Source organism: Chitinophaga sp. (genome assembly GCF_039596455.1).
In the GTDB taxonomy this organism is placed as follows: Bacteria; Bacteroidota; Bacteroidia; order Chitinophagales; family Chitinophagaceae; genus Chitinophaga.
Genome location: NZ_JBCNJR010000004.1, coordinates 335,965 through 353,215, shown reverse-complemented (window position 1 = coordinate 353,215; position 17,251 = coordinate 335,965). Strand labels below are relative to the sequence as shown.

Genomic DNA, 17,251 nt, shown 5'->3' with positions numbered 1-17,251 from the left:
CCATGAAAATTTCACTTCTTTTCATTTTACCGGCAGTAGCACTGGCTATGATATCTTGCAGCCGCGATGGTGTGACCCCCGCAGAAGAAAAACGGGTGGTTGAAGGGGAGCTGGCTACCACCAGATTGCTGGCCAGCCATGTGATACAGAACGGCATGACGCTGGCAGATATGAACAACGTAATAGCCGGCGCCAGCGCGGGAGATACGGTACTGGTGGAAGCCGGTACCTATCACATCACCGGCAAGCTCAATATGAAACCCGGCATTGTGCTGCTGGGGCAGGGATGGCCGGTGTTTGACGCCACCACCACGGCCGGCGGCACTGCGGCCACGCAATTGCTGACCATGTCTTACACTACAGACATCAGCGATTGCCTGGTGAAAGGCATCAGCTTCCTCAACATCAGGTACCTGATCACCGGCGCCAACAAACCCATGATCGCTTTCTGCAAATTTGACCAGGGGAAAAAATTGCCCGCATGGGACAAGCTGTATTATCACGATGCCTACATCCACCTCTCCGGCACAGACAGCGCTGTAGTAGACAATTGTGAACTGTACAGGAGAACCGGCCATCCCGGCCGTGGCATATGGAGCACGCAGTCTACCTACACCCGCATCATCAACAACACTATTGGAGACGGCGGCGCAGGCGGGTATTTTGTAACGGCTATCAATGACACGCAAACAGACCATACTACCATCCAGGCCAACACCATTGAGCGAAACACAGCCCTTAACACATCTCCTGAATATACAGACCATGGCATTTATGTACACAGCTTTGCACAAACGCTGATCAAGTACAACACCATAGCCGGCTGGCCGCCAGACGCTTCCGGCGGCGGGGTCAAGGCACGCAATGGCCACTATATCACCATTTTCGGCAACATCATGCACGGCTCCGGTGTCTTGCTGTATGAGTATGACGTGCCGGCTTACAACTACTTCAAGTTTGTAGACGTTTCCTACAATACCATCAATGTTCCTTCTCCCGTGAATGACATGTATCATGGTATCGGCTATTGGCGCAACAATACAACAGGATTTGAATACTCTATCCGCATCACGCACAACACCATGCCGAACGCCACTATATGGGCCAACTTTTCAACGCTGAACGTCAGCAACTTCAATGCTTCGCTGGGCGGCGTATTTGACAATGACATGGGTTTGCTGAACCTGAAAGCAGGTATCAATGCAAGCGGTAATTTTTAAGTATATGCAGATGAAAAAACCGGCCTTCCTGATATTGTTCCTGTTAACTCAGGGCGCTTACCTGGCAGCGCAGCAGGCCTGTCCTGTAGTTCCCTTACCCCTGGAGGCCGTGAAAGGCCAGGGCGCTTTCCTCATTGGTGAAGATACCCGCATCATCTGCCGGGATGCGCAGATAATGCCGGTAGCGCATTACCTGCAGCAGGAGCTGTTCAGGCGCTACCGGTTAACGGTGGCTATGAAGCCCGTGCCGGCCGCGCAAAGCATTTCGCTGGTTTACAACGCCAAATTGAAAGGCCCGTCCGGCGCATATGGGCTGGAGGTAAAAGCAGACGGCGTAGTTATTACCGCAAGAGACAATGAAGGCTTGTTTAACGGGGCTGTTTCCCTTATCCAGCTGGTCAGCCGGCAAGGGCCGTCTTTCCGGATTGCCTGCTGGAGCCTGAAAGACCAGCCGCTGTACCAGTGGAGAGGTTTGATGCTGGACGAGTCCCGGCACTTTTTCGGCAAGGAAAAAGTAAAGCAGATACTTGACTGGATGGCCTTCTACAAGCTGAACCGGTTTCACTGGCACCTTACAGACCAGCCAGGCTGGCGGCTGGAGATCAAACGCTACCCCCGGCTGGCCATGGTTGGCGGCATTGGCAATTATAGTAATGAAAACGCTGCCGCCGCATACTATACGCAGGAAGATATCCGGGAAATAGTAGCCTACGCCGCTGAACGTTTTATCATCATCATACCGGAGATAGACATGCCGGGCCATGCCACGGCAGCCAACCGGGCATACCCGGAGTTCAGCGGGGGCGGTTCCGCAAAATTCCCTCACTTCACGTTCAACCCGGGAAAAGAAGGCACCTATCAGTATATCAGCCGCATTCTGGAAGAAACGGATGTGTTGTTCCCTTCACAGATGGTACACATTGGCGGAGATGAAGTGCATTTCGGCAATGAACAATGGAAAACGGATACCGGCGTGCAGCGCCTGATGAAACAGGCCGGGCTGAAAGACCTGGAAGCGGTGGAGCGGTATTTTGTGGAAAGGGTGGCAGATTCGCTGCTGCGCATTCAGAACAAGGTGCTGGTGTGGGACGAGGCGGCGGATTTTGCGCTCAGGCCAGACAGTACCATTGTGTTCTGGTGGCGGCATAACAAGCCGGAGCAATTGCAAAAGGCCATAGACAAGTCACTGCCGGTTGTACTTTGCCCCCGCTTGCCGTTTTACTTTGACTATATGCAAGACAGTACGCAGGTACACGGCCCTGACTGGCGGAAATTCGGACTGAACTCAACGGAAGCAGTGTACCGGTTCACGCGGGAGGCGCTCCCGGTAAAGTTCCGGGATGCTGAACAGGTGCTGGGCATTCAGGCCAATGTATGGACGGAGCGCATTGCTTCTCCCCAACGGCTGGACTACATGCTGTTTCCCCGGCTGGCCGCCGTAGCTGAGGCTGCGTGGACACCGCCGGCACAGAGGAACTATCATGGCTTTAAAACGCGCCTGGCCGGCCATTTTCCAATGTACCGGGCAGACGGCCTTTATTATTTCGATCTGTCAAACCCCGCTCAAACCGGGGAGCCTAAAGAGTAGCGCCGCTCCAGCAGCGTTTTCATAAAACAGTTAATATCCCACTGGCTGGCCACGGGCGTTGTAGAGCCAACCTGGTAAGACAGGTAAGGGTATGGCCCAAACTCCGGCGTAATGGTACATTGCGTGGCGCCCGAAGCCCGGAGGTGCGCTATCCACTGATCCCACCACTGCAGGTGATGCTCCAGCGCCTCCCGGTTTTCAGGTGTGCGCGGGTCGGTCACCTGCGGGCCTTGCGTATGCCCAACCCTGGCATGCAGGTGCCGGGTGTGGCGGATGGCCAGGTCTACCGCATCCTGCTGGTCTTCCAGGTAACTCTCCGATACGCACACCCAGTGGGAAAGGTCCAGCGCCAGCTGCAGCGAAGGGAACTGCTGCAGGTATTCTTTCACCACATGCGCGGCAAAAGACCATTTGTTGCGGTGGGTTTCCTGTATCACCGGGATGCCTGACTCGCGGCTCACCTGCTCGCAGATGGCAAAACACTCCGCCATCTGGTCTTTTGAGTAGTACTCCCGCCCGGTTTGCGAAGTGATGAACTGCGGCCGGAGCCCCTTGCGCTCATATGCGGTCAGCTCAACCAGGTTGCGCTCCAGCGCTTTTTTATACGCCGCAAAATCCTTTCCTTCCTTCATTTCCGCATGCAGCAAAGAAAACTCCAGGCCGTGGTCTTCCAGGGCCCGGAGCATGTCAGGTTTTTCGTGGCGGTGCTGAAGCGGGTATACCTCTATACCCTGGAAGCCGGCCCGCTTGACCTTGCCCGCAAAGTCATCCCAGGCAACGGTTTCCGATCCCCAGCGTGGATAGTAATATTTGATGGATAGCATATCGGTGTTTATCTGGAATAGATCAACGGGTTTTGTTCGTTATTGTTCAGCAGGTCTCCCGGTTTGAGAGATTGCACATAGGCATCCGGCAGAATATTGGGAGTGCCGTTAAAGGTGTTCCCGTCCGGCATGTAAGCGCAGGTCATGGCCCGGCGGAAGCCCGGCGTCATGTTGGCGTGCGCCCCGTGAATGGTAAGGCCGCAATGGAAAGAGCAGCTGCCTGCTTTCATGGGCGCCGCTACAGATTTGCTTTGTTTGAATTCCGGGTAGGTGGTGAAGATCTCTCCCATGTTCTTGCCGATGCCCGGGTTCTCAAATGTGGTGGTTTTATGAGAGCCGGGAATGAAAAAGAGGCAGCCGTTCTCCAGCGTGGCGTCGTCAAGCGCCACCCAGATAGACATGGCCCGCCGGTCTGAGAAAGACCAGAAGGGCGTGTCCAGGTGCCAGGAGGTTGGGTTGGCCCAGGGGCGTTTGATCAGCGCCTGATCATGCCAGATGCGCACGCCGTCTACGCCAGACAGCTCCGCTATCATTTTGCCGATACGCTCGTCCAGCATCAGCTTTTTTACCTTTTCATTCGTTTGCCAGAGGTTCAGCAACTGGTCAAAAACATTGTTGAAGTAGTCTGCTTCCTTGTTGATACCGTCATCGTCATTAATGGAGATAGACTTGCCGGGTATCTTCAACCCGTTCCTTTCCGCTACGGCCTCCGTTACCGCTTCGCGCCAGGTGGCCAGCTCCTCCGGGGTCAGGAAGTTGTCTATCACGATGTAGCCGTTGTCTGTATAGAACTGTATCTGTTCTTTGGAAAGTGTTGTGTTCATGGACAGTGGAATTTAGTTACTGGTTAAAATTAGGGAGACGGAGCGGGAGAGAAAATGGGGAAACTGGGGAGATATTTATCATTTTTGATACGGGGCTCGAAAAGAATCCAAAAGAAAAAGTTGGTGAGGAAACGTTTTGAGACTACCTTGGTATTAAGTATAACATACTACCGGGCAAAACATAGGAATCATGAAAATATTACCTTTCATCCTGGCCCTGCTATGGGCCCAATACACCCAGGCACAGGAAAACACCGCTTTAAAGAACGAGCTGGAACGGAAAGACAGCCTGTTGTTTGCCATTGCCATGGGCACCTGCAACCTGCAGCAACTGGAAACGGTATTGGCAAAAGACTTCATGCTTTTTCACGACGGCGGGTATGCCAACCCCACCAGCGCCCAGCCTTATGAGGGGCTGGTGGCATTCATACAGAAAACCTGCGGCAACCCTTCCGTGAAAATGCGGCGGGAGCTGGTGAAGGAAAGTGTTCAAGTGTTCCCGTTTGGCGGGCAGGAAGCCATGCAAACCGGCGTACAGCGTTTTTATGTGCGGCAAAACGGTGTGGAGCGGCAGGTGGAAGAATCCAAATTTACCCGCACCTGGCGCAAGGAGGGGAATGAATGGAAAATAGCGCGGGAGCTGGACTTCCTGGTGAATACACAATTTGCCACAGAAACGCGTTACCAGCCGGCGCCTTATGCACCGGTATCTGAAACGCTGCACCATACCATTGCCCGGCTGGACAGTATCTACTTCGATACCTACAATACCTGCAACATGGAAAAAATGGCCGCCATGATGTCTGATACGCTGGAGTTTTACCACGACAGAACGGGGCTTTCTACCTCTAAACAAGACAATCTTGCCTCTATCCGTAAAAATATCTGCGGCAAAGTGACAAGGGAGCTGGTGAAGGGCAGCCTGGAAGTATATCCCATCCAGGGGTACGGCGCTGTGGAGATAGGGTATCACCGTTTCCGGAACAAAGCGGAGCCGGGCGCCTCCAATCCTTCCAAGTTCATTGTGCTGTGGCAGCAGCAGGGCAACGAATGGAAAATAACGCGGGTGGTCAGCCTGCATTGACAGGTTTGTATCAAAGACTTCATCTATTTTATCATTTTGCCGCGCCGCTTTGACTTTTAGAGAGCGAAACGCTAATTTCCGTCCCGAGATTTATTCACGTTATGAACAGGCGTATTGCCCGGTGGAAGCTGCTTTCACTGGAAGTTCCGTTATGTGGCGGTACGCCGGCAACATTACAAACCACACTACTGCATGAAACTGTTTTTCCTGTGCATTTTTGCCATGCTGGCTATGGGCGCCCATGCCGCAGACGTAAACATTACCGCCCACGGCGCCGTGGGTGACGGGCGCACCTTGAACACCGCCGCCATTCAAAAAGCCATAGACGCCTGCCATAACAGCGGCGGCGGGAAAGTGGTGTTTCCGCAGGGTACTTTCCTTTCCGGCACTATTGTGATGAAAGATAACGTGGTGCTGCACTTCGAAGAGAACGCCGTGCTGCTGGGGAGCACAGATGTTAACGAATATAAGAACATGGACCCTTTTACAGACGGCCTGGGCATAGATGTAGGCTGGGCACTGCTGGTAGCGGTAGACGCAAAGAACATCGGCATAGAAGGGAAAGGGGTGATAGACGGGCAGGGCGCCAAACTGAAAGCGGCGCATATACAGACAGACACACGTTCCGAATCCCAGCGCTGGGGCCGGAGACCTTTCCTGGTGCGCATTGTGCGCTGCGAAGGGGTGAAGGTGAACGGTATTACGCTGAAATACGCCGCGGCGTGGACGTCTCACTACTTCCAGTGCAAACAGGTGGATATCGAGAACGTAAAGATCATCAGCCACGGCGTAGCGCATAACGATGGCATAGATATAGACGGCTGCCAGGAGGTACGCATCAAAAACTGCGATATTGAAAGTGGTGACGATGCGCTGTGTTTCAAGACCACTTCCAGCAAAATGGCCTGCAAGAACATTGTGGTAACGGGCATGCGCCTCAAAAGCGGGCACGGGGCTATCAAAATGGGTACAGAATCCACGGCGCCATTTGAGAACATCAAAATATCGGACTGTTACATTTATGATACCAACAACGGCGGCATCAAGCTGCTGACGGTAGACGGCGCGCACCTCCGCAATGTAGACATTTCAGACATCACGATGGTGAATGTGAAAACACCTATGCTGTTCCGCCTGGGCTCCCGGCTGAGCGTGTTCAGAAAAGGGAAAGACACGCAGCAGCCCACCGGCACCATGGAAAATGTGACCGTACGCAATGTAAAAGCAAAGGCTGCCGCCAACGCACAACTGATGCCGCCTTCCGGCATCCTCATTACCGGCGTGCCGGGGCATTATATCACCGGCCTGACGCTGGAGAACATTGAAATAGACCTGGCAGGGTGCGGCAATGCAACGCATGCGCGGCAGGCAGTGCCGGAGGCTATAGACAAATATCCGGAGGTAAAGACCTTCGGCCCACTGATACCTGCGTACGGCATCTGGGCCAGGCATGTGAAGGACCTGCAGCTGCGCAATATCCGTTTTAACCTGGCGGCCAATGACTTGCGCCCGGCTTTTGTTTGTGAAGACGGGCAGGGGGTAAAGCTCACCAACTGGACCATTCCCGCCACGGAAGGGGCGGAAGCCATTGTACGCCTGGAGAATGTGAACGGGGCGGATATCAGCGGCATGAAGGCTGCCGGCAAGGCCCGTGCCTTTGTGCAGGCCGAAGGAGACAGTAAAGATATCAGGCTGGGGAAAAATAAAGTGCGAGGGGCAGCGGAGGGGTATGTGAAGAAATAATGTTTTCACCTATCTTTCAGGTACTAAATTCCATACCATGAAAGAAACCTCCCCTCATTTACTGGAAGAGTTTGACCAGGAGCTGGCCCTGACCCCTGTTTCCAAAGGTACCCGTTTTGCGAATTCTCTTCTGGACAATATTGGCTATTATATCATTTACTACCTGGTATATGCTATGTGGCGCGAGCCTGTTGAGCCGGGAGTATGGCTTGACCGGCTTTGGCAAGACACATTGATGTCTTTTGCCATCTACTTTGGGTATTACGTTGTTTTCGAAAGCGCGTTGAAGGGCCGTACGCCGGGTAAACTGATTACGGGAACGGTTGCAGTAAAAACCGATGGCAGCGCTCTTACCTTTAATGATGTGGTGATACGCAGTCTTACCCGCCTCATCCCTATTGAACCGCTGTCTATTTTTTGGGGAGAATTGTGGCACGACAAATTCGCGGACTCCACAGTAATCAGGAAAATAAAGTAGCCGGAACAGATTTAACACCCCCTATTTGCAAATCCGGTTTTTAAAATGTACTTTGGACACCGGTGTTGCATACCCCCCGGTATGCCCCGGTTCCACGAAGATCATTATCAACCAATTCCACTCCGGCATGTCTACAGGGAAGGTGTTCACAAAAAAATACGGTGCGTATGCGGAACGGTAAAGACGGTCTGAATGTTCTATGGCAAAGGGTTTGGCAGGAGAACGACCAGCGGGCCTTCCAGGAGCTGTTTCACTGTTGCTACCAGGGGCTGGTGCGCTTTGCCGCGGAGTATGTAAGCAGCCACGAGTCTGCCGAAGAAATTGTGTCCGATATTTTTATGAAACTGTGGTCTGGCCGCCAGGGCTACCAGGAGGTGCTCCATATTGAAAAATACCTCTTTACGGCGGTGCGCAACCAGAGCCTCAACTACCTGCGCAAGTTTTCCGCCTACCGGGTGGTGCCTACAGAAAACCCGGAGCAACTGGGCATTGTACCTTCGCATGACCCGTATAAGGCTTCCGAATGGAAGGAGCTGCTGGCCCGGCTGGACGCCGCCGTGGAAATGTTGCCGCCCCGCCGCCGCAAGATATTCCGCCTCATACGTGAAGAGGGTTTCCGGCCCAAAGAAGTAGCGGAGATCATGAACCTCTCTCACCGTACCGTAGAAACCCAGCTGTTCCATGCGGTCAAAACCCTGCAGCATACCCTGCAACCTTTCCTTACTACCAAACGCAAATCGCCGTCCGGGGTGAACGCAGACGTTACGCTGCTGCTGGCTTTTTTAATGTCAATGCAGGGATAAGCTTATGCCCGGCGGCGGCTGAGCTCCGTTAAAGTCCCGCCGCAAGTACTTCAGAGAAGACCTCTACACCGTGTTCCTCCACAGGCAAAAAATTTTTCCCAGGCGAATACGTAAGCTGCAGATGTTTCCGTGTCTTATATGCAAACAGGGCAAATCCCGGCTTTATGCAAACGGACAACGAAAGATATTTATGGCTGCTTTCCAGGCTGCTCTCGGGAGACATCAGCGGGGAAGAACAGCGGGAACTGGAAGCCCTTACCCGCGCAGACCCGCAGCGCCGGAAAGAGAGCGAGTGGCTGCAGGCCTACTGGAAGAATAATGACGAAAAGGGAGACGAAGACAGTACCAGGACCGCCTTTGCACGGCTGACGGCGCAGATGAACGCCGCAGACCCGGAGCTGTGGCCGGCATTGCGTGAAGACGCCGTAAACGAATACTCCGCCACGCCGGAGCCGTCTGAAGCAGAAGGGCAGGCCCCGCCGGTGAAGTGGTACATGCTGCTGGCCCGCATGGCCGCCGCCATATTTTTTTTGGTGGGCACCTGGTACGTATTGGATAGCACGGGCGTATTACCAGGCCGGGAAGACGGGCTGCGGGCGGAATACAACATCCGCGGCACCCGCTCGCACATCAAGCTGGCAGACGGTACTTCCGTTTGGCTGAACGCAGACAGCGAGCTGAAATACCCGCTCCGCTTCAAAGGCGGCAGCCGGGAAGTATACCTGAAAGGGGAGGCCTTCTTTGAAGTAGCGCCTGATGCGGAAAAACCATTTATTGTGCACACGGAAACCATGCATATCAACGTACTGGGTACCAGCTTTAATGTTAAGGCCTACCCTGGAGACAAGGTGAGCGAGGCCACCCTCATCAGCGGGGCGGTAGAAGTGCAGCTGAAAAACCAGGCAGATAAAAAAATACGCCTGAAACCGGCGGAGAAGCTGGTGGTGCCCAACGGGCCTGATTCCATACAGGACCAGCCGGAGCCGGGCATACCGGTGATCAGTACGGCCACTTATTTCCCGAAAGAAGACAGCGCCATTATTGAAACGGCCTGGATTGACAATAAACTCATATTCCACGACGAATCGTTTACCAGCCTGGCCACCCGTATGGAACGCTGGTACAATGTATCTATCCGCTTCGAGAATGCAGCCATCCAGCACCTGCGGTTCACCGGCATGTTCAGGAATGAAACGGTAACCCAGGCCCTGGAAGCGCTGCAGCTCACGGAGCAATTTAATTACCGGCGCGCGGAAGATGCCATCATTATTTATTAAGAGAGAACCAAAATCTTTTGCCTTTGGAATAAACACAAAAAGAAACGGGAAATGTGCAACCATTCCCCGCCATTAGCCTAATGGGTACAGTCTCTGTAGTGGGATGGCTGTGCCCGATTATTAACAACTAATTCTACGTAAGTTATGAAAAAAAAGCATTTAGCGCATGCTTACAGACCGCCGTGTGCGCTAATAAAGGTATTTGTGATTATGAAACTGACCTTTTTCCTGCTCCTTCTATCTTTCCTCCACGTAACAGCCGCCGTACGGTCGCAGGACAGGGTGTCCCTTCACCTGGAGTCTGCAGATCTGAGAAAGGTGCTGCTGATGATAGAGGCACAAACCAAATACCATTTTATCTTCAGTGAACGGAAGGTGAGGATCGATAAAAAAATAGACCTCTCCGTAAAAGACGAAACGGTATTTAAAGTGCTGGAAACCGTACTGCCCGTGGCCAACCTGGAGTACAGGCTGCTGGAAGGCAACCTCATTGCCATTACCGCGCGGGAGGAAAAGGGCAGCATTGCAATTAAGAAAGACGTGCGCGGCACGGTAACAGACACGCTGGGCTCTCCTTTGCCGGGCGTTACCATTGCGGTAAAAGAGGCGCCCAGCATCGGCACTACTACAGATCTGAGCGGAAAGTACGTGCTTGATATACCAGACAATGCCACCACGCTCATCTACAGCATGATAGGGTACGATAAACAGGAGATACCCATCAACGGCCGGGACGTGATCAACGTGCAGCTCTCCGTAGCGTCCAACCAGCTGGAAGAAACCGTGATAGTGGGCTTCGGCAAGCAAAAGAAAAAAGAAGTGGTGGGCGCCGTTACCACCATCAACCCCAAAGAACTGAAGGTGCCCTCCAGCAACCTCACTACAGCGCTGGCCGGCCGCCTTTCAGGCGTAATTGCTTACCAGCGCAGCGGTGAGCCGGGTGCGGATAATGCGGACTTCTTCATCCGCGGTGTTACCACCTTTGGCTACAAAAAAGATCCCCTCATCCTGATAGATGGTATTGAAGTAAGCACTACAGAACTCTCCCGCATGCAGGTAGACGATATAGCCAGCTTTTCCATCCTGAAAGATGCCACCTCCACCGCCCTGTACGGCGCCCGCGGCGCCAACGGCGTTATCCTCATTACTACCAAGGAAGGGGTAGAGGGCAAGGCCCGCGTATCTGTAAGGCTGGAAAACTCCATGTCTGCCCCCACCAAGAACGTGGAGCTGGCAGACCCCATTACGTATATGCGGCTGGGGAATGAAGCGGTGCTCACCCGTGACCCGCTGGGCGTGCTACCTTACCCGGAAGCCAAAATAGATAACACTATTGCAGGTACCAACCCATATGCCTACCCGGCTACAGACTGGCGCAAGGAGCTGTTCAAGGATTATACCATGAACCAGCGCGTAAACTTCAACGTATCTGGCGGCGGCAAGGTAGCGCGCTATTACCTGGCGGCTACCATGAACCAGGACAATGGCATGTTGAAAGTAGACAAGCGGAACAACTTCAATAACAACATCAAGCTCAAGACCTACTCCATGCGTTCCAACGTCAACATCAACCTGACCAAGACCACGGAAGTAGGCATCCGCCTCTCAGGTACATTTGACGACTATAACGGCCCCATCAGCACCGGCACCGAAATGTACAAAAAGGTGATACAGTCCAACCCCGTGCTGTTCCCTGCCTATTACCCGGTAGACGATGAGCATGCTTACGTGCGGCACATCATGTTCGGCAACTATGGAGATGGCAACTATATCAACCCTTATGCGGAAATGGTGAAGGGCTATAAGGAATATAACCGCTCTGTGCTGCTGGCGCAATTTGAGCTGAAGCAGAACCTGGCCTTTATTACCGAAGGCCTCAACCTGCATGCGCTGTTCAATACTACCCGAAGGTCTTTCTACGACGTATCCCGCTTCTACAATCCGTTCTGGTACCAGATGGGCAGCTATGACAAGTATACTGACAAGTACACGCTGTCCATGCTGAACCCCAACAGCGGCACGGAGTACCTGAACTACAGCGAGGGCCCCAAGGATGTTAATTCCACTACCTATATACAGGTGACCGGTAACTATAACCGCACTTTCAACGAGCGGCATAACGTAAGCGCCATGGTGGTGTTCCTGATGAACAACCAGGTGAACGCCAACGCCGGTTCCCTGCAGCTGACCCTGCCGCACCGCAACATCGGCGTATCCGGCAGGCTTACCTATGCGTATGACAACCGCTATTTCCTGGAGTATGACTTCGGGTACAACGGCTCAGAACGTTTTTATGCAGACAAACGTTTCGGTTTCTTCCCCTCAGTGGGAGGCGCCTGGCTGGTGTCTAACGAACCCTGGTTCAAGCCGCTGCAGCCGGTGATCAGCACCCTGAAGCTGCGCGCTACATACGGTACCGTGGGCAATGACGCCATCGGCGATCCGAAATCACGCTTCCTCTACCTGGCAGACGTGAACATGAAAGACGGCTCCCGCGGCATTTCTTTCGGTACGGACTATGCGTATTACCGGGACGGTATTTTCATCAACCGCTACGGCAATAACGACATTACCTGGGAAACCGCCGTTAAAACCAACTGGGGCGTAGAAGTGAGCCTGTACAACAAGCTCAATATACTGCTTGACATCTACAGCGAGCACCGCAAGAACATTTTGATGAACAGGGCCTACATTCCCGTAACCATGGGTCTCCTGAGCAATGCGGACATACAGGCCAACCTGGGGCAGGCCACCGGCAAGGGTTTTGACCTGTCTGTAGACTACAACCACAGCTTCAACCGCAACCTCTGGATACAGGCGCGTGGTAACTTTACCTATGCCACCAGCAAGTTCAGCGTATATGAGGAGCCTGATTATGAAGAAAGATACCTCTCCCGCGTAGGTTATCCCATGAGCCAGCAATGGGGGTACATTGCAGAGCGCCTGTTTGCGGACGATACGGAAGTAGCGAACTCTCCCGTGCAGGCCTTTGGCGAGTACCGCGCAGGTGATATCAAGTACCACGATATAAACGGAGACGGGCAGATCACTACCCGTGACAGGGTACCCATTGGTTACCCCACCACGCCGGAAATAGTGTACGGCTTCGGTTTCTCCATCGGCTACAAAGACTTTGACCTGTCTGCTTTCTTCCAGGGGCTTGCCCGTGAATCTTTCTGGATAGACGCGGAAAACACGGCGCCTTTTGTGAATGACAGGGCCCTGCTGAAAGCATATGCAGACAGCCACTGGTCTGAAGAGCAGCGTAACCTCTACGCCACCTGGCCGCGCCTGAGCGCCCGGCCGCTTTCCAACAACTCGCAGACCAGCACCTGGTTCATGCGCAACGGCGCCTTCCTGCGGCTGAAGAACGTAGAGCTGGGTTATACGCTGCCTGCCTCGCTCACCCGCCGCATCAAGCTGGAGAAAACGCGTTTCTACCTCAACGGTACCAACCTGCTGCTGCTGAGCAAGTTCAAGATGTGGGATGTGGAAATGGGCGGCAACGGCCTGGGGTACCCCGTTCAGAAGGTTGTTAACATCGGCGCACAACTGTCGTTCTGATAAAAAATATTTTAAAAGAGACTGTTATGAAATACTTGAAAATATGGCTGGCGGCATTATCAGGGTCTTTCCTGTTTTCCTGCCACTACCTGGACATAGTGCCTGACAACATTGCCACTATAGACAATGTGTTCAGGATGCGCAATACGGCGGAGCAATATCTTTTTACGATCTACAGCTACCAGCCGCGTTATACGGACGGTTACAACTATCCCACCTTCCTGGGCGGCGACGAGTTGTGGGCCAATGAATTTAACGTGAACCTGAGCAAGCCCGCCTGGCAGATAGCCAAGGGCTTCCAGAATATCGTATCTCCCTATTCAGATTACTGGGGCGGCACCAACGGCGGCCGGGGAATGTTTGTGGCCATCCGTGACTGCAATACCTTCCTGGAAAACATCCACAAGGTGCCTGATATGGACGATTATGAAAAAGTGAGATGGGCGGCGGAAGTGAAATTCCTCAAAGCCTTTTATCATTTTTATCTTTTCCGTATGTACGGCCCTATTCCGCTGATCAGGGAAAACCTGCCCATTACCAGTACCACAGAACAGGTGAAGGTAAGGCAGCAGCCGGTAGATACCTGCGTGGCGTATATTGCCGCTCTGCTTGATTCCGCAGCGGCAGACCTGCCGGAGCGCATTACCACCGAAGCCACGGAGCTGGGCCGCGCAACAAAGGCCATAGCACTGGCCACCAAGGCGCAATTGCTGGTAACGGCCGCCAGCCCGCTGTTCAATGGCAATACAGACTATGCCTCCTACACGGGTAAAACCGGCGTAAAACTTTTCAATACCACCTATGACCCCGCCAAATGGACGGCCGCTGCAACGGCCTGCAGGGAGGCCATTGAGGAATGCCACCGCGCGGGCCATGAGCTGTACTACTATAACGCAGCGTTTTTGCCTTTCCCCGGCTCGCCCGCCACTATCACGGAAATGAGCGTAAGGAACGCGGTGTGCGAAAAGTGGAACAAGGAAGTGATCTGGACAAGCACTTCCGCCCGCGCCTCCACACTGCAGCTGGAAAACCTGCCCCGCCTGTATTCCAGTGACAAGCAGAACGTTACCCTGTCATCCTTTGGGGTACCCTTAAAAATAGTGGAGCAGTTCTATACCAAGAACGGCGTGCCCATTACGGAAGACAAAACCTGGAACTACAACGCGCGCTATGCCACTAAAACAGCAACAAGTGCAGATGCGCTGCGCCTGAAGGCCAACTACGTAACTGCCAACCTCAACTTTGACCGCGAGGTGCGTTATTACGCTTCTCTTGGCTTTGACGGCGGCCGCTGGTTTGGTCAGGGCCGTTTTAACGATGCAGATAACGTGTACGTGGAGGCCAAGTTGGGGCAAATTGCCAACAACCACGCCTGGGCCTATTCCATTACGGGGTACTGGGCCAAAAAGCTGGTGAACCCGCAAACCGTTTCTTCCACTACTGAAATTACGGTGCAGCAGTATCCCTGGCCGCTGATACGCCTGGCAGACCTGTACCTGCTGTATTCAGAAGCGCTCAACGAAGCTGAAGGGCCCAGCGCAGAAGCCTACAAATGGATAGACCTGGTGCGCAAAAGGGCGGGCTTGCTGCCGGTGCAGGAAGCCTGGGCGCAGTTTTCCACCGCACCCGGCGCGCCCAATACCCAGGACGGCCTCCGGAAGATCATTCACCGCGAGCGCCTGATAGAACTGGTGTTTGAAGGCCCGCGTTTCTGGGACTTGCGCCGCTGGAAAGAAGCGGAAAGAGTGATGAACGAGCCCATTACCGGCTGGAACTACGCTGGCAAAACAGCCCCGGATTATTACCAGGTAAGGTACCTCTATAACCAGGTGTTCAGGAAAAAAGATTACCTGTGGCCGGTGAAGGAGGATGACCTGATAGAGAACAAAGAGCTGGTACAGAGCCCCGGCTGGTAAGCATCCCTTATCTGATCAAACTAACATTATCATCATGCAAAAATATTCACTGATCATATGCACGCTTCTCTTGCTGGCCATAGGCTGTAAGGAAGAAAAACTGGAACCGCTTACCAAAGGCGGCAATGCCCCTGCCCCGGTATCTAACGTAACGGCAGAGAGCCTGCCCGGCAGGGTGACCCTTCGCTACAGTACGCCCTCAGATCCTGGCCTGCTGTACGTAAAAGCCGTGTATGAAACCCGCCCCGGCAAAACCATGGAGGTGATCTCCAGCTTTTACAACAACAGCTTGACGCTGGAAGGCTTCGGGAACACGGACGAACGGGAGGTGAAGCTCTACAGCGTGAGCAAATCCGAAGCCGCTTCTGCACCCGTGACCATAAAGGTGAAACCGCTCACCCCGCCCATACAGGCTACTTTTGCTTCACTCGCCTTTGAACCGGATTTTGGCGGCATAAAGGCCACGTTCGTGAACGAAGATTCCGCCAATATTGTGATAGGCACGCTCACCCGGGACGAGCAAGGCGCCCCGATACCGGCAGATATGTTCTATACCAGCCAGAAAGCAGGGGCATTTTTTGTACGCGGTTTTGACGATACGCCCCGCTGGTTTGGCCTCTACGTGCGTGACCGCTGGCAGAACCATTCGGATACGGTGTGGAAGCAGGTAACGCCGTTGTTTGAAGAGAAGCTGGACAAGAAGCTGTTCAAAGCCATGAGCCTTCCAACAGACGCCAAAGCATGGGGGTCTGTACTCCTTCAGAACCTCTGGAATGATAAGGTGGAGGGAGGCCAGAGCGTTACCAACGTCTGGTTCCGTACTCAAAACGGCTCCGGCATACCGCATCACGTTACCTTTGACATGGGGGTAACCGCGCGTGTCAGCCGTGTAATACAGATACCCCGCGGCGCCTTTGATGAAAAAACGCTGCTCTATAGCGCCGGAGACCCGCAGATCTATGAAATATGGGGCTCCAACAGCCCTGCGTCAGACGGCAGCTTCAACGGCTGGACGAAGCTGCAAACTTGTGAAGTGGTTAAAGTATCAGGCCTTCCCATCGGCATTAATTCTAACGAAGATATAGACCGCGCGCAGGCGGGGCATGAGTTTCTGATACCAGCAGACGCACCCGCAGTGCGGTACATCCGCATCAAGATGCTGCAGACCTTCGGCAACGCAGACTATTTCTGGATGGCGGAACTGACCTTCTTCGGTGAAATACAGTAATTGACCACAAACAACAGACCACATGAAAATCTTGAAATATATATGCTTTACGCTGGCGGCAGGCTTCGGCCTTGCTGCCTGCGACAAGGCAGATGAAGCCTACAAAGACTATGTGCCCAACGGGGAGATCACTTACCCCGGCAAGGCTGATTCCCTGAAAGCCAATCCCGGCAATGAACGCGTACAACTTACATGGCTGCTGAAAACAGACAGCCGCATTGTAAAGTGCCGCATTTACTGGAACCGCAAGGCAGACTCCGTAGACATTGATGTTACCCGTTCCCAGGGCGTAGATACCATTCGTCATATTCTCAACCTCAGCGAAGGCCCCTATGTTTTTGAAGTATATACCTTCAATGCAGAGGGCAACCGCTCCATCAAGGCCGAAGCCAACGGTGACGTATATGGCAGCTTTTATGCAAGCGGCCTCGCCAACCGGGTGCTGAAAAGCGCTGTGATCACCGGCGGCAATACAAAGCTGGAATGGGAGGAGGCAGATCCCCGCTCACCTGCGGTGGAACTGTCTTATAAAGACCAGGCCGGAGAGCTGAAAAGCCTGCGCATCCCTTCATCGGAAAAAACAACGGTAATCACCGGTGCTCCACAAACAGGTACCATGGAATTTAAAACTTTGTATCTTCCGGTACCAAATGCGATAGACACCTTTGCCGCGCCTGTTGTAAAGGTGAATTTGTAAGATCA

General features: G+C 53.4%; 13 protein-coding genes. 11 read left to right on the top strand and 2 right to left on the bottom strand.

The window, feature by feature from the left end; genetic code table 11:
- The first annotated feature begins 2 nt into the window (after window positions 1–2).
- Both ABDW36_RS16250 and ABDW36_RS16245 read left to right on the top strand, forming a co-directional pair.
- Window positions 3–1,220, top strand: coding sequence for a right-handed parallel beta-helix repeat-containing protein (locus tag ABDW36_RS16250; RefSeq protein ID WP_343702978.1), 1,218 nt, complete (start codon window positions 3–5; stop codon window positions 1,218–1,220).
- A gap of 4 nt (window positions 1,221–1,224) precedes the next feature.
- Window positions 1,225–2,808, top strand: a complete 1,584-nt coding sequence (locus ABDW36_RS16245; RefSeq protein WP_343702977.1) for a beta-N-acetylhexosaminidase — start codon at window positions 1,225–1,227, stop codon at window positions 2,806–2,808.
- On the opposite strand, the gene ABDW36_RS16240 is transcribed toward ABDW36_RS16245, so the two are convergent.
- Together ABDW36_RS16240 and ABDW36_RS16235 are read right to left on the bottom strand one after the other, a co-directional pair.
- A complete protein-coding gene (locus tag ABDW36_RS16240; RefSeq protein ID WP_343702976.1) occupies window positions 2,784–3,632 on the bottom strand; it encodes a TIM barrel protein in 849 nt (282 codons plus the stop codon). The two genes, ABDW36_RS16245 and ABDW36_RS16240, sit on opposite strands and share 25 nt — an antisense overlap.
- A gap of 8 nt (window positions 3,633–3,640) precedes the next feature.
- Window positions 3,641–4,456, bottom strand: a complete 816-nt coding sequence (locus tag ABDW36_RS16235) for a phytanoyl-CoA dioxygenase family protein (RefSeq protein ID WP_343702975.1) — start codon at window positions 4,454–4,456, stop codon at window positions 3,641–3,643.
- 190 nt (window positions 4,457–4,646) lie between these two features.
- Here ABDW36_RS16235 and ABDW36_RS16230 point away from each other — a divergent pair, with 190 nt between their 5' ends.
- The 9 genes from ABDW36_RS16230 to ABDW36_RS16190 all read left to right on the top strand — a co-directional run bounded on the left by ABDW36_RS16230 (window position 4,647) and on the right by ABDW36_RS16190 (window position 17,246).
- On the top strand, window positions 4,647–5,540 hold the full coding sequence (locus ABDW36_RS16230) for a nuclear transport factor 2 family protein (protein WP_343702974.1): 894 nt from the start codon (window positions 4,647–4,649) through the stop codon (window positions 5,538–5,540).
- A 192-nt stretch (window positions 5,541–5,732) separates the two neighbouring features.
- Entirely contained in the window at window positions 5,733–7,283 is a 1,551-nt protein-coding gene (locus ABDW36_RS16225; protein ID WP_343702973.1) for a glycoside hydrolase family 28 protein, read from the top strand.
- Window positions 7,284–7,320: 37 nt separating this feature from the next.
- Window positions 7,321–7,761, top strand: coding sequence for an RDD family protein (locus tag ABDW36_RS16220; protein WP_343702972.1), 441 nt, complete (start codon window positions 7,321–7,323; stop codon window positions 7,759–7,761).
- 167 nt (window positions 7,762–7,928) lie between these two features.
- Window positions 7,929–8,564, top strand: coding sequence for an RNA polymerase sigma-70 factor (locus ABDW36_RS16215; protein WP_343702971.1), 636 nt, complete (start codon window positions 7,929–7,931; stop codon window positions 8,562–8,564).
- A 164-nt stretch (window positions 8,565–8,728) separates the two neighbouring features.
- Window positions 8,729–9,841, top strand: coding sequence for a FecR domain-containing protein (locus ABDW36_RS16210; RefSeq protein WP_343702970.1), 1,113 nt, complete (start codon window positions 8,729–8,731; stop codon window positions 9,839–9,841).
- Window positions 9,842–10,051: 210 nt separating this feature from the next.
- Window positions 10,052–13,405, top strand: coding sequence for a TonB-dependent receptor (locus ABDW36_RS16205; RefSeq protein WP_343702969.1), 3,354 nt, complete (start codon window positions 10,052–10,054; stop codon window positions 13,403–13,405).
- 26 nt (window positions 13,406–13,431) lie between these two features.
- Complete coding sequence (locus tag ABDW36_RS16200; protein ID WP_343702968.1) at window positions 13,432–15,321, top strand: RagB/SusD family nutrient uptake outer membrane protein; 1,890 nt, start codon at window positions 13,432–13,434, stop codon at window positions 15,319–15,321.
- 34 nt (window positions 15,322–15,355) lie between these two features.
- Complete coding sequence (locus ABDW36_RS16195) at window positions 15,356–16,549, top strand: DUF5000 domain-containing lipoprotein (protein ID WP_343702967.1); 1,194 nt, start codon at window positions 15,356–15,358, stop codon at window positions 16,547–16,549.
- Between the two features lie 22 nt (window positions 16,550–16,571).
- Window positions 16,572–17,246: a DUF4998 domain-containing protein gene (locus ABDW36_RS16190; RefSeq protein ID WP_343702966.1), complete on the top strand. Its 675-nt coding sequence runs from the start codon at window positions 16,572–16,574 to the stop codon at window positions 17,244–17,246.
- Window positions 17,247–17,251 lie beyond the last annotated feature (5 nt).

Coding starts and splice junctions, on each gene's coding strand:
- ABDW36_RS16200 (WP_343702968.1), top strand. CDS start 13,432: ATGAAATACTTGAAAATATGGCTGGCGGCATTATCAGGGTCTTTCCTG.
- ABDW36_RS16215 (WP_343702971.1), top strand. CDS start 7,929: ATGCGGAACGGTAAAGACGGTCTGAATGTTCTATGGCAAAGGGTTTGG.
- ABDW36_RS16250 (WP_343702978.1), top strand. CDS start 3: ATGAAAATTTCACTTCTTTTCATTTTACCGGCAGTAGCACTGGCTATG.
- ABDW36_RS16230 (WP_343702974.1), top strand. CDS start 4,647: ATGAAAATATTACCTTTCATCCTGGCCCTGCTATGGGCCCAATACACC.
- ABDW36_RS16245 (WP_343702977.1), top strand. CDS start 1,225: ATGCAGATGAAAAAACCGGCCTTCCTGATATTGTTCCTGTTAACTCAG.
- ABDW36_RS16190 (WP_343702966.1), top strand. CDS start 16,572: ATGAAAATCTTGAAATATATATGCTTTACGCTGGCGGCAGGCTTCGGC.
- ABDW36_RS16220 (WP_343702972.1), top strand. CDS start 7,321: ATGAAAGAAACCTCCCCTCATTTACTGGAAGAGTTTGACCAGGAGCTG.
- ABDW36_RS16210 (WP_343702970.1), top strand. CDS start 8,729: ATGCAAACGGACAACGAAAGATATTTATGGCTGCTTTCCAGGCTGCTC.
- ABDW36_RS16195 (WP_343702967.1), top strand. CDS start 15,356: ATGCAAAAATATTCACTGATCATATGCACGCTTCTCTTGCTGGCCATA.
- ABDW36_RS16240 (WP_343702976.1), bottom strand. CDS start 3,632: ATGCTATCCATCAAATATTACTATCCACGCTGGGGATCGGAAACCGTT.
- ABDW36_RS16205 (WP_343702969.1), top strand. CDS start 10,052: ATGAAACTGACCTTTTTCCTGCTCCTTCTATCTTTCCTCCACGTAACA.
- ABDW36_RS16225 (WP_343702973.1), top strand. CDS start 5,733: ATGAAACTGTTTTTCCTGTGCATTTTTGCCATGCTGGCTATGGGCGCC.
- ABDW36_RS16235 (WP_343702975.1), bottom strand. CDS start 4,456: ATGAACACAACACTTTCCAAAGAACAGATACAGTTCTATACAGACAAC.